General features: G+C 64.1%; 11 protein-coding genes. 4 read left to right on the plus strand and 7 right to left on the minus strand.

The annotated features are described in order from the left end of the window. Nucleotides 1-42 precede the first annotated feature (42 nt). On the minus strand, nt 43-408 hold the full coding sequence (locus ABWK72_RS14865; RefSeq protein ID WP_367870355.1) for a putative quinol monooxygenase: 366 nt from the start codon (nt 406-408) through the stop codon (nt 43-45). A gap of 118 nt (nt 409-526) precedes the next feature. Here ABWK72_RS14865 and ABWK72_RS14870 point away from each other — a divergent pair, with 118 nt between their 5' ends. Further along, on the plus strand, nt 527-1660 hold the full coding sequence (locus ABWK72_RS14870) for an exo-alpha-sialidase (protein WP_367870356.1): 1134 nt from the start codon (nt 527-529) through the stop codon (nt 1658-1660). Nucleotides 1661-1766: 106 nt separating this feature from the next. Here ABWK72_RS14870 and ABWK72_RS14875 read toward each other — a convergent pair whose 3' ends face one another. The 3 genes from ABWK72_RS14875 to ABWK72_RS14885 all read right to left on the minus strand — a co-directional run bounded on the left by ABWK72_RS14875 (nt 1767) and on the right by ABWK72_RS14885 (nt 4211). Next, nucleotides 1767-2039, minus strand: a complete 273-nt coding sequence (locus ABWK72_RS14875) for a hypothetical protein (RefSeq protein WP_367870357.1) — start codon at nt 2037-2039, stop codon at nt 1767-1769. Nucleotides 2040-2100: 61 nt separating this feature from the next. Next, on the minus strand, nt 2101-2790 hold the full coding sequence (locus tag ABWK72_RS14880) for a rhomboid family intramembrane serine protease (RefSeq protein WP_367870358.1): 690 nt from the start codon (nt 2788-2790) through the stop codon (nt 2101-2103). Nucleotides 2791-2798: 8 nt separating this feature from the next. Further along, nucleotides 2799-4211 carry a phosphatidylserine/phosphatidylglycerophosphate/cardiolipin synthase family protein gene (locus ABWK72_RS14885; RefSeq protein ID WP_367870359.1) on the minus strand — a complete coding sequence of 471 codons (1413 nt, stop codon included), beginning with the start codon at nt 4209-4211 and terminating at the stop codon, nt 2799-2801. Nucleotides 4212-4408: 197 nt separating this feature from the next. Here ABWK72_RS14885 and ABWK72_RS14890 point away from each other — a divergent pair, with 197 nt between their 5' ends. Then, nucleotides 4409-5689 (plus strand): NAD(P)/FAD-dependent oxidoreductase, encoded by a 1281-nt coding sequence (locus tag ABWK72_RS14890; protein ID WP_367870360.1) that lies wholly within the window; start codon nt 4409-4411, stop codon nt 5687-5689. Nucleotides 5690-5695: 6 nt separating this feature from the next. Beyond that, a complete protein-coding gene (locus ABWK72_RS14895; RefSeq protein ID WP_367870361.1) occupies nt 5696-7252 on the plus strand; it encodes an NAD(P)/FAD-dependent oxidoreductase in 1557 nt (518 codons plus the stop codon). A 130-nt stretch (nt 7253-7382) separates the two neighbouring features. Here ABWK72_RS14895 and ABWK72_RS14900 read toward each other — a convergent pair whose 3' ends face one another. Together ABWK72_RS14900 and ABWK72_RS14905 are read right to left on the minus strand one after the other, a co-directional pair. Continuing rightward, the gene (locus ABWK72_RS14900) at nt 7383-9113 is read right to left on the minus strand and encodes a DEAD/DEAH box helicase (protein ID WP_367870362.1); all 1731 of its coding nucleotides are present in this window, start codon (nt 9111-9113) and stop codon (nt 7383-7385) included. A gap of 342 nt (nt 9114-9455) precedes the next feature. Beyond that, nucleotides 9456-10739 (minus strand): NAD-dependent succinate-semialdehyde dehydrogenase, encoded by a 1284-nt coding sequence (locus tag ABWK72_RS14905; RefSeq protein WP_367870363.1) that lies wholly within the window; start codon nt 10737-10739, stop codon nt 9456-9458. 176 nt (nt 10740-10915) lie between these two features. On the opposite strand from ABWK72_RS14905, the gene ABWK72_RS14910 reads away from it, so the two are divergent. After that, a complete protein-coding gene (locus tag ABWK72_RS14910; protein WP_367870364.1) occupies nt 10916-11428 on the plus strand; it encodes a Dps family protein in 513 nt (170 codons plus the stop codon). Between the two features lie 193 nt (nt 11429-11621). On the opposite strand, the gene ABWK72_RS14915 is transcribed toward ABWK72_RS14910, so the two are convergent. Next, complete coding sequence (locus ABWK72_RS14915) at nt 11622-11816, minus strand: entericidin A/B family lipoprotein (protein ID WP_367870365.1); 195 nt, start codon at nt 11814-11816, stop codon at nt 11622-11624. Nucleotides 11817-11866: the final 50 nt, after the last annotated feature.

The raw sequence follows: 11866 nt of genomic DNA on the forward strand, positions 1-11866 counted from the left end.
ACTTCCATTCAACTTGCACCTAACACCCCGAATCCGGGGCAATCACTTGCGTTCCAATCCCGAATGCCGCGCGAACCAGACAGCGTTCAAATGCGCAAGGGGGCCCTTCATTTTCTCAAGCTCCTCGGCCGGTCCGTGGAACTCAAGCCGGGTCAGGTCACTCAAGCCCAGCATCTTGCCCAAGACCGCGCCGACGTTCTCCAAGTGGGCGAGCGCTCCCTCGCCGCCCGCATAGCCTTCCCGGCAGAACACCTCGTCGCCATTCACCGTGAATTCGTAGAACAAGCACGCCGTCTCGTTCCGGGTCGTCGCCACGAATTCCTTCAACACCGCTTCCACCTCGTTCCACTTCCCCTCGTGGGCACGGAAGTACGGATGGATCGTCACCAAATTCGCAGGCAGGCTCATAGTCCCGGCATTCAAGCGGCCCGCCGCCCGATTGGCAGTAAAAAGTAAACGGCCGGCCTGATAAAGGAGCCGGTATCGCAGCGTTCCATCGATTCGCCCAAGCACCGATCCTTCCCTGATGATCGCCCTTTTCCGACCATTCTTCTGCCTCGCCCTCTGCGCCGCCACCGCCGTGGCCGCGCCCGAATTTTCGGAGAGCGCCCTCTTCACGGCAGGACAGGACGGCTACCACACCTACCGCATCCCTGCCCTGCTCCGCAGCGCGTCCGGCACCCTCCTCGCCTTCTGCGAGGGCCGCAAAACCTCGGGCACCGACCATGGCGATATCGACATCGTTCTCCGCCGCTCCACCGATGGCGGCAAAAGCTGGGGCCCGCTCGCGGTGGTGCAGGAGGAAGGCGGCGACGCTAAGATCACCATCGGCAATCCGGTGCCGGTCCTCGACGAGTCGAACGGCCACATCCACCTCATCTTCTGCCGCGGGAACGAACGCGTCTTCCACAGCTTCTCGACCGACGACGGTGTCACCTGGTCGCCGCGCAAGGACATCACGGATCCGATCAAGCGCGAGGGTTGGGGTTGGTATGCACCCGGGCCGGTCCACGGCATCCAGCTCAAGCGCGGCGCGCAAAAAGGGCGCCTGGTCATTCCCTGCGACCACCGGATCGGCAAGGGTGGCAAAGACGGCGGGCCCATGGGAGCGCAGGTCGTCTACTCGGACGATCACGGGGTTACATGGCAGTTAGGCGGCATCGCGCAAACGACGGCCACGGTCGCGCCGAACGAGAACACCTGCGTCGAACTGGTAGGCCCCTCCCCCGACGATGGCTCGCGAGTCCTCTTTAATGCCCGCGACCACGCCGGCCCCCACGCCCGCGCCACCACGATCTCGGACGACGGCGGCACCACCTACGCAGCCGATGGCTTCGCCGACGCCCCGCACTTTACCTGCCCGACCGTGCAAGGCTGTTTGCTGAGACTCCGCGCGACCGACCAGGGCGATCCCGCCAACCGCATCCTCTTCTCCTGCGCGAACGGCACCACGCGGAGCCGCATCTCGATCTGGTCGTCCGCCGATGAAGCCGCCACCTGGTCGGCACCGAAGCCGATCTACGAAGGCCCTAGCGCCTACTCGGACATGGCTGTCATCGCCCCGGGAACCGTCGCCATGATCTACGAGCGCGGGATCGCGAAGCCCTACGAGACGATCTTCTTCGCCCGCTTCAACGAGGAGTGGCTGGATGCACCGTAGTGAGAAAAAGTAAAGGCTCCGGCCGATGACAGAGGCGCAGTTTCCTAGCGCCGGGGGGGCGCTAAGAACCGAACCGGGGGAAACTTCCTGCAGCGACGGCGAACGTCTATTTGCTCCCGCCGTAGCCGCCCGGATTCCGGAAGCCGTCGACGTAGCCCCACATGTAATCATTGCGGTGCGCGCTCGGCAGGGTGCGGTCTTCGTTGATGTGCGGATCGTAGGCGAGTCCGCGGTATTTATCGCCGCTACCGTCGGTATGACCCCGGTAGTAGGCATCGCGCGGACTGTAGCCGGCGGCTTGGTAGCCATCGGCGGCATAGTAACTGCATGAGGGCGCGGAGAGCGCCAGAATCACGCCCAGTGGGACAAGGGTGGACATTTTCATAGCATTTCATCTCTAACACACATCAGGCAGCCGTCCAGAGGCATTTGAAACGCAGCTAGTGCCGCGACCGCGCACCCCGCGGTCGGAGCGGTGCCAGTGCCGCAATCACCAGCCCGCCCACGAAGCCTCCCAAGTGCGCCCCGTAGGCCACGTTCGAGGCCGAATGGCTCATCAGCGAGGTATAGTCGATAAACACTCCGGCGACTCCGAGGGCCGCGAGCTGGCCGGGCGGCACCGGCCGCGCCATCGGCCAGATGTGCGGTGCCGGAAGATGCCAGCGCAGGGACATTCCGAGATAAAAGCCCTCGAAGCCCATCACCGCCCCGGAGGCACCCAGCATCGGGATGAACTTTTGGGCATTGATCGCCACATGGAAAGCCGATCCGGTTATTGCCGTTATGAGGAATACCGCGAAGACCCAACGGTGTCCCACCAGTTCCGCCGCCAAGGCTGCGAAGATCCAGAGGAAGAGCATGTTGTAGATCACATGCGAGGGATCGGCATGCAGAAAGGCGCAGCTTACCAAGGTCCCGAACTCCTTGGCATCGGCTAGGGAGAAGTTGCCCTCGCGGAGATGCTGCAAGCTCGCCACGATTTCTCCCGGTACGGCCATCATCGGACCGTACCACTCCTCGCCCTTCATCTCTTGGAGGACGTAGATCGCGAAGATGAGCGTGATCAGCGCCAACAGCGGACCTTGGGCCTGCAGCAGCCCTCGCACGGGATCGTAACGAACTCCTCTCATGGTATCCTTCAGAGTTGATCCGCCACCGCTTCCGCGATCGGCGCGATGGCCGAGCCCGTTTCTTCCAAGCTGATCCGCCGCGAGCTGCTGAAATCCGGCAGGAAGACCCGCTGCTCCAGCGAGCGGACGGTCGCCGGATCGGAGAAGCCCAGGTTCAGCTCCCGGTTGATCCGCATGCTCAGCGTATCGAGATTCGCCGAGCCGACCTGGGCCCAGCCGTCGCAGATCATCACCTTCATGTGGGTCATCCGCGGGTAGCGATACATCTTGGCCCCCGCCTGGATCAACTGCCGGGCGGTCGCCAGATTGCCCATGTCCATGATCGTCGAGTCGCCGCGGGCGGGCAGGATCACCCGCACGTCCACCCCGCGCCGGGCGGCGGCGGCCAGTGCCTGCGCGGTGTCGTCGTGGGCGAAGTAGGGATTCTCGATCCAGATCCGTTTCCGTGCCGCCCGGATGGCGAGCAGCGAGGCATCCAGGATGTGCCGCTGCCCTTTGGCGGGATCGGTGCGCATGATCCGCAGCGGGATCTCGTTCGGCACGGTCGCGGGCCCCTTGCGTGGCGCCGGCTTGCCCAGCAGCGCGAAGTCACCCCAGGGCCCGGCCTTGCGCCATGCCTTGTTGAATTGCTTGCTCAACCCCGCCACCACCGGGCCTTCGACCTTCACCATCAGGTCGTGCCATTCGGAATAGTATTCCTGGCCGATGTTCATCCCGCCGAGGATCGCGGTGCTGCGGTCGAAGACGAGCAGCTTGGTGTGATCGCAGATCAGCCACGGATTGAGGGTGCGCCGCACCCGCACCTTCGAGCCCTCCCGCAGGTAGGCCGAGATGTCCGCCGGCGGCGCGAAGCCCTGCGGACCGGGCGTCTCCGGCGCCGCGGTGTGGGCGAAGGTGCTGCCCAGGTCATCGAACATCACCCGCACCGGCACCTGCGTCGCCTTACCCTTCAAAACATCCGCGTAGCGGACCGCGATCTGGTCGTTGTCGTAGATGAAAACCTGGACGTCCACCGACTGCGTGGCCTTCGCGATCTGCCGGTCCAGCTCCGGGAAAAACTCCTCCCCGTCCACCAGCCACGAGACGCTGCCGGGCATGCCCTTGGGGATGCCGTTCCGATCGAGCAGGACCTCGAATTCCGGCGTGCCGGGGATCTCCACCGGTTGCGGCCCGCTGATGATCTCCACCGGCAGGTTGCCGCTGACGATCTCCCGCGGACGGTGCCACAGCACCGCCAGGCCGGTCCGGACCGTGGTGAAAGGCTGCCGCACCCCGGCCATCGCCGTCGCGCGGAAGGCGCTCACTGCCAGTTGTCCGGTGCCGGTCAGCGTGTCGCTGGCCTGTGGCCGCGATTCGGTGGAGCGGCCCGCATTCGAGCGCAGCGACCCGCAGGACGCGCACGCCAAAGCCCATGGAAGCATGATGGCGAATCTCGCGAGTCCTTTCTTCAGCTCCATGGCCCCACTCAAGCCGATCCATCCGGTGTGGCAAGTCCCTCGTAAACAGGAGGGCCGGCGCCATGCAATCGGGAGTCCCGGAAATTCCACAAAAGGCGACTTGACCCCCGAATCGCCTTGGAGGGGTAGGGGACCTGCGGTAAATCCCGCACACCTTCCCAATGGATTACGACGCAATCATCATCGGTGGCGGCCCCGGCGGCAGCACGGCGGGCTCCACCCTCGCCAAGGCCGGGAAGAAAGTCCTGATCCTGGAGCGCGAGCGCTTCCCGCGCTTCCACGTCGGCGAATCGCTGATCCCCTACGGGAACGACGTGCTGCGCGAGATCGGCGCCTGGGAGAAGATGGAGAAGTCGGCCTTCATGGAAAAGCTCGGCGCGGAGTTCGTGCTCGGGAATTCAAAGGCCTCGATCCGCATCCTCTTCGGCCGTTACCTTAAGGCCGGCTACGCCCAGACCTTCCAAGTCGAACGTGCGAAATTCGATAACTTGCTGCTAGAGCACTCCGGCTCGCTCGGCTGCGAGATCTGGCAGGAGACCAAGGTCAAGTCCGCGACCATCACGGACGACGGCGTGACCGTGAGCTGTGACAAGGACGGCACGACCCGTCAGGTGAGCGCGCGCTGGATCTTCGATGCGAGCGGTCGCGATGCCTTCCTCGGCAAGCAGATGCAGCTCCCGAAGACCGACCTCGGTCTGCCGAAGAAATTCGCCACCTTCGCCCACTTCAAGTGCGTCGAGCGCAACTGCTTTCCCGACCAAGGGCATATCACGATCGTCCGCCTCGACTTCGGTTGGTTCTGGATGATCCCGCTCGATGCGGAGAGGACCTCGGTCGGCCTGGTGCAAACGCTGGAGCATTTCAAGGCCACCGGCATGTCACCCGGCGAGTGCTTCAACCATGTCGTCGCCACCACCACCGAGTTGCAGCGTCGCATGGGCAAGTCGGAGCGCGTGAACGAGTTCGCTTTTGCGGGCGACTACACTTACCGCCATTTGCAGAATGCCGGACCGCGCTGGTTCCTGATCGGGGATGCCGCGGGCTTCATCGACCCGATCTTCTCCTCCGGCGTGATGCTGGCGATCCGTTCCGGCAATGCCGCGGCGAAGGAATGCATCGCCGCCGATGCCAAGGGCACCGCGCTTTCGCCGCGCGCGCAGAAGCGCTACACCAAGCACGTCGGCAAGATGTGCCAAGTGTTCCTGAACATGATCAAGATGTTCTATGACAACAAGGCCTTCGAGGTCTTCATGGACAAGAATCCACCCAAGGGCATGGAGTGGGCGGTGAACAACCTGGTGGCCGGGAACACCCGGCTGGGCTGGCGGCTGCGCCTGCACGTGTGGGCCTTCTACGCCATCTGCGCGATCCAGAAGCGCTTCGAACTCGTGCCGCATCTCGACCTCTCCGATCCCGCCGCTGCCGAACCACCAGCCGCCTGAATCCGCATGACCTCCGACCCCCAAGCCATCGCCGCCGAATACGACGTGATCGTCCTCGGCGGTGCCCTTTCCGGTGCTGCGACCGCCACGCTGCTGATGCGCCGGAATCCCGGGCTGCGCCTGTTGATCGTCGAGCGCACCGGGAAGCTGACCCGCCGCGTCGGCGAGGCCACGGTGGAGGTCAGCGCCTTCTTCATGGGCCGCGTGCTCGGGCTGACCCGTTACCTCAACGAAAACCACATCGCGAAGCAGGGTCTGCGTTTCTGGTTCAAGAACGAGAAGGTGGAATCGATCGCCGACGCCAGCGAGCTTGGCGCGAAGTATCAGGTACGACTTCCCTCGTACCAGCTCGACCGCTCGACCTTCGATGAGGAAGTGCTGCGCCGCGCGGGCCTCGCCGGAGCACAGATCCTGCGGCCCGCGGTGATCAAGAACGTCGAGCTGGTCGCCGGCGGCCAGCAGGTCGTCGAGCTCAAGCACGGCGACACCGTCCACACGGTGAAGGCACGCTGGGTGGTCGATGCCTCGGGCGTCGCCGCGCTGCTCGCCCGCAAGAACGGCTGGTGGGTCCGCAATACCGAGCACCCCACCGCCGCCGCGTGGTCGCGCTGGAGAGGGCTGAAGGATTGGGACGGCCTCGAGCTTTCCCAGAAGTATCCGGAGTGGGCCAGTGTGATCAACGGGATCCGCGGCACCGCCACCAATCACATCATTGGCGATGGCTGGTGGAGCTGGTGGATTCCGCTCAAGGGCGGCGATACTAGCGTCGGAGTGGTCTTCGACCAGCGCATCGTCGATTGGCCGGAAGGCGGCAAGGTCGCCGACCGCCTGAAGGACTTTTTGATGAAGCATCCCGTCGCCGCCGAGTTGCTGGCGGATGCGACCTACGATGAGGAGGACGTCCACTGGCGTCGCAACCTCGCCTACTACAGCACCACTTTCTCCGGGGATGGCTTCGTGCTGGTCGGCGATGCCGCGGCCTTCATGGATCCCTTCTACAGCCCCGGCATGGACTGGATTTCCTTCAGCACCAGCAGTGCGGCGAATCTCATTTCCCAGCAGCTCGAGGGGCAGTCGATGCCCGCGCTGATCGCGAAGCACAACCGCGACTTCGCCGTCTGCCACCGCCGCTGGTTCGAGTCCGTCTACAAGGACAAGTACCACTACATGGGCGAGTTCGACCTGATGAGCCTGGCCTTCCGCCTCGACCTCAGCCTCTACTACTGGGGCGTGGTCCAGCCGCCCTTCGCCGAAGGAGCCGTGGCCCTGCTCTCGCCGCCCTTCTCGCCGCCGAGCGGCAGGGTCTTCTCCGGCTTGATGAGCTGTTACAACCGCCGCTTCGCGACCATCGCCAAGCGCCGCCGCAAGCATGGCCTGCTGGGCCGGACCAACAAGGGCATGCGCTGCCTGATCCCCGGCTTCACCCTCGAACGCAAGGACATGCTCCGCCTTTTCGGCATGCTCGGGGAGTGGCTGAAGCTGGAGCTGACGGAAGGCTTCTACACCTGGTTTTCTCCCGAGGAAGAAGAGCCGGCCCCCGAAGTCGTCCGCTCGGTCCCCTGATCGCTCCACGCATCGATGAAACGCACCGCCATCTTCTATGTCCTACTCCTCGTCATCGTCGGCTTCGGCCCCGCTCTCGGTCCATTCGAGACCCGCCTCACCCTACGATGAGGCGGGAAAAATCCCTACCTCACTCCGGCCCGCCCTGCTGCGCGCTCTTCGGACCCCGATCGTAATCGAGGATGAAGTTCCGGCCGCGCAGGTTCGCGCCCTTCGAAATCTGGATCAGGCGGTCCGCGCAATCCTTCCGCACGTCGATGCAGCTGTGCTTGGCGAAGAGCTTCACGTGACCCACGGCGCCGTCCGGTAGGCCGGCTTCGCCGTAGAGCATGCCGATGATCTCGCCGACCTTCACGCCATGGAATTTCCCGAGTGAGAAGAAGAGCGGCACCATGTCGGCGTTGTCGTGCGGTCCATCCTGGCGCGGCGTGCGCTCGCGGAATTCACGCGGCTCGCGTGGGCCGCGGTCGCGGTAGTCGCCGCGCGGATCCCCTCGGGGCTCGCGGGTGTCGCGACGGCCACGCTGGCCGGGCACCTCGCGGTCTTCCGCGATCTCTCCGAATTCGCGGCCGGAGTTTTCCTTGAGCATCGTGATCAGCACGCCGGCGATGTCGGTCGGCGTGAAGCCTTGCTCGAGCAAGCGGTCCATCTGGCTCTCGTGCGATTCGAATTCGCCCTTCTCAAGACGCTCCTTGATTTGATCGAAGAAGCGGTCGGCCAAGCGGCCTTCCACCATCTCCTGCGTCGGCACCCGGTCGCGCCGGATCGGATGGCGCGTATAGCGCTCGATCATCTCCAGGCGGTGGATCTCCCGGCCGAAGACGAAGCTGACAGCGCGACCGCTGCGTCCGGCCCGGCCGGTGCGGCCGATGCGGTGAACGTAGTCTTCCGGATCCTGGGGCAGGTCGTAGTTGAAGACCACGTCGATGTTCTCCACGTCGAGACCGCGGGCCGCGACATCCGTCGCCACCAACAGCTCGATGGTGCCGTCGCGGAAACGCTTCAGCACCCGCTCGCGCATCTGCTGGGTGATATCGCCGTGCAGGCGGTCCACCGTGTAGCCGCGGGCCAGCAGCGCCTCGGTGCACTCGTCCACCGAGCGCTTGGTATTGCAGAAAATGATCGCGAGGCGGGCCTGCTCCATGTCGAGCAAGCGCGAGAGGACTTCCACCTTCGAGCGCTCGCGCACTTCGTAGCAGCTCTGCTCGATCGTCGAAACGGTCTTGGCCTTCTGGTCGATCTCGATCGTCTGGGCGTTGTTGCCGAACTTCCCGATCAAGTGCGTCACGCCGCGGCTCATCGTCGCGGAGAAGAACATCGTCTGCCGCTCCTTCGGGATCGCGGCGAGCAGCTCTTCCATCTCCTCGCGGAAGCCGAGATCGAGCATGCGGTCGGCTTCATCGAGCACCACCGTTTCGATCTTGCTGACGTCGAAGGATCCGCGGCGCAGGTGATCCATCACCCGGCCCGGCGTTCCCACCACGACCTGCACGCCATCGCGCAGCGCACGGAGCTGGCGGTCCATCGGCGCACCGCCGTAAACGGGGATCGCACGCAGTTGGCCGAGCTTCGCGCCGAGGCGGTGGACTTCCTCGCAAACCTGCACCGCGAGCTCGCGGGTCGGACAGAGGATCAGCGCCTGCGGATGCTTCTTCTTGAAGTCCAGCTTCGCCAGCAGCGGCAGCGTGAAAGCCGCCGTCTTGCCGGAGCCGGTGTGGGAAAGGCCGAGGATGTCGCGGCCTGTTAGAGCGACCGGGATCGCCATCGCCTGGATCGGCGAAGGGCGTTCGTAGCCGAGGGTTTCGATGGCGGCGAGCAGCTCGGGCGGCAAGCCAAGTTCGGAGAAAGGCGGTGTTTCCATAATAAGAACAATGTCGGGTGGTTCAAGGACGGAAGATCCTGGAAACCACGACAAAAACGTCTCCTGGATCACACAACCCGCTTCTTGCGGGGGCGCGGACACTGCCCGCTTTTTCCCGGCTGGCAAGAAACATTTTGCCGGAGTGCCACGAACTGCATCGGAAAAGATCGAACCGCGAATGGACGCCAATGGACGCGAATTAGGAAGACTCCCAAGGCGGACCTCCGGGAAAAACGTTGCCCGTCATCCGGTCTCCTTGCCTTGCCCCGGTTCTTATTCGCGTCCATTCGCGTCCATTCGCGGTTTAAAAATCCAGGTCCGCAGTCCTGCCCGGAATCCCTCTCACCTCAGCGTCTTCACATTCACGAACTCCCGGATCCCCTCCTCGCCCAGCTCCCGGCCCCAGCCGCTGTCCTTCACCCCGCCGAAAGGGAAGCGCGGATCCGACACCACCTGGGCATTGATCACCACCGTCCCGACGTCCAAGCCCCAAGCCTTCTCGCGGCCCTCCCCGGGCCTGCAAAACACCGCCGCTCCCAGGCCGAATGGCGTCGCGTTCGCCAGTTCGATCGCCTCCTCCTCGTCCTTGAACCGCGTGACCGTGGCCACCGGGCCGAAGGTCTCCTCGTCGAAGGCGCGCATGCCCGGTCTCACCCCGGCAAGCAGCGTGGCAGGATGGTACGGCTTCTCCCGTAGTTCCGCAGAATCCGGAATTTCGCCGCCCAGCAGCAGTTCCGCACCTGCCGCCACGCTGTCCGTCACCTGCCCGTGCAGCTCCCCGCGGAGGTCTTCCCGGGCCAGCGGACCCAGCCGCGTGGCCGGATCGAAGGGATCGCCGGGTTTGAAGGCCGATAGCTCCTGCTTCAGCAGTTCCGTGAATTCATCATGCACCGCCGACGCCACCAGGAAGCGCTTCGCCGCGATGCAGCTCTGCCCGGCGTTCACCATCCGGGCCTCCGCACAGACCTTCGCCGCGCTCTTCAGGTCCGCCCCATCGAAGATCAAATAGGGATCGCTGCCCCCCAGCTCGAGGACCGACTTCTTCAGATGCTTCCCCGCCGCCGCGGCGACTTTCCTGCCCGCCTCCGTGCTGCCGGTGAAAGTCACTGCCCGGATCCTGGGATCTCCGATCAATCCTTCCACCTCTCCCGACGGCACGAAGACCGCCCTCACGAAATCGGCGAACCCGTAGCCCTCGGCGAAGAGCGATTCGATCGCCCGTGCGCAGCCCGGGACATTCGATGCATGCCGCAGCAGGATCGTATTCCCCGCCATCAGGGCCGGCGCGGCGAAACGGAAGACCTGCCAGAAGGGAAAATTCCACGGCATGATCGCCAGCACCGGCCCGAGTGGCTGATAGGTGACCATCCCCCCGTCCAGGCTGCGCGGGGCCAGCATCGCCTCCCCGTGCTCCGCGTAATGACGGCACGCCGTGGCGCATTTCACCACCTCCGCCTTGCCCTGCGTCACCGGCTTGCCCATTTCCTCCGCCATCAGCCGCGCGAACTCATCCTGACGGCTCTCCAAAAGATCCGCCACCCGCCGCAATCCCAGTGCCCGCTCGCCGAAGGCAATCGAGCGCAGCATTTCAAAGGAGTCGCTGACCGCAGCGAGGGGATCGGACATGGCTCCAACCTGCCCCCGGTCGCTCCGCATCGCAAGCGGGGTCGAGAGGCATCGTGCAAATTGCCATCTCCAGTCCTCCGGCGATTTCCCGGGAAATCATCTAACTCGCTGAATTTCAATCCCCTTTCCTAGAGAAGTCACACCGGTATCCGTCTTGCTTATAATCCACTGCAACCATGAAACAAAAAGCCACCGCCGCCAAATCGCCTCCCGCCACCGAGATCATCCACATCGGCCTCGATGCGAAGGTGCGCGCCCAAGTCGTCAAGCAGCTCTCGGCGATCCTCGCCGACCAGCACGTCCTCTACATCAAGACCCGGAACTTCCACTGGAACCTCACCGGCCACCGTTTTCACACCCTCCACGAGTTCTTCGAGAAGCAGTACGAGGCACTCGCGCTGGCCATCGACAAGACCGCCGAGCGCATCCGCATGCTCGGCCATCCGAGCCCGGGCTCGATGAAGGAGCTCCTGGCCTTGGCGACTCTCAAGGAAGTTCCCGGCGCACTCCTCAACGGCGAAGAAGCGATCGCCGTCCTGCGCGACGATAACGAGGCAGCCGCCCGCGAACTCCGCAAGGCCATCGATGCCATCGACAAGGCGGGCGATGCCGGCACCGCCGACTTCCTCACCGACCTCATCCAAGCGCACGAGCAAACCGCCTGGATGCTCCGCAGCTTCTTGGATTAACCCTGGAGTGCTGGGGCTTGCCACAGCCTTCGGCAGGCAGCTCGCTGCCGTGAAGCACCGTCGAATGCGCTACTTCCCTCGATCCACGGTGCTCGATCTTCAGTCGATTCCGAACACCATCCATCTCAAACATACAAAAGCCCGCTCGGCCTCACGGTCGATGCGGGCTTGCTGCTTCAGGGAAGCGCGGACTTCAGCGGCTCGCCGCTTCCTCGATCTTCTCGCCGCCCTTTTGAATATCGCTGCCGAGACCGCGGGCAGTCCCACAAGAATTCAAACCCAGCGAAGCACCCAGCAGGATCACAGCGGCAAAGCAGGCGGGCCAAGAGACCAAAACCGTACGGGGAAGACGGCACGCGTTGCTTTTGAGTAAAAGGATCGGATTCATAGTGACTCTCTCCTTCGCAATCCTCGAACCAAGATCGAACCAATGAACCA

The organism is Luteolibacter sp. Populi, assembly GCF_040801775.1.
Taxonomy (GTDB): Bacteria; Verrucomicrobiota; Verrucomicrobiia; order Verrucomicrobiales; family Akkermansiaceae; genus Haloferula.

Excerpts from the sequence above, each read along its gene's own strand:
- ABWK72_RS14885 (WP_367870359.1), bottom strand. The coding sequence starts at position 4,211 with ATGCTTCCATGGGCTTTGGCGTGCGCGTCCTGCGGGTCGCTGCGCTCG.
- ABWK72_RS14910 (WP_367870364.1), top strand. The coding sequence starts at position 10,916 with ATGAAACAAAAAGCCACCGCCGCCAAATCGCCTCCCGCCACCGAGATC.
- ABWK72_RS14865 (WP_367870355.1), bottom strand. The coding sequence starts at position 408 with ATGAGCCTGCCTGCGAATTTGGTGACGATCCATCCGTACTTCCGTGCC.
- ABWK72_RS14900 (WP_367870362.1), bottom strand. The coding sequence starts at position 9,113 with ATGGAAACACCGCCTTTCTCCGAACTTGGCTTGCCGCCCGAGCTGCTC.
- ABWK72_RS14870 (WP_367870356.1), top strand. The coding sequence starts at position 527 with ATGATCGCCCTTTTCCGACCATTCTTCTGCCTCGCCCTCTGCGCCGCC.
- ABWK72_RS14905 (WP_367870363.1), bottom strand. The coding sequence starts at position 10,739 with ATGTCCGATCCCCTCGCTGCGGTCAGCGACTCCTTTGAAATGCTGCGC.
- ABWK72_RS14890 (WP_367870360.1), top strand. The coding sequence starts at position 4,409 with ATGGATTACGACGCAATCATCATCGGTGGCGGCCCCGGCGGCAGCACG.
- ABWK72_RS14895 (WP_367870361.1), top strand. The coding sequence starts at position 5,696 with ATGACCTCCGACCCCCAAGCCATCGCCGCCGAATACGACGTGATCGTC.
- ABWK72_RS14875 (WP_367870357.1), bottom strand. The coding sequence starts at position 2,039 with ATGTCCACCCTTGTCCCACTGGGCGTGATTCTGGCGCTCTCCGCGCCC.
- ABWK72_RS14880 (WP_367870358.1), bottom strand. The coding sequence starts at position 2,790 with ATGAGAGGAGTTCGTTACGATCCCGTGCGAGGGCTGCTGCAGGCCCAA.
- ABWK72_RS14915 (WP_367870365.1), bottom strand. The coding sequence starts at position 11,816 with ATGAATCCGATCCTTTTACTCAAAAGCAACGCGTGCCGTCTTCCCCGT.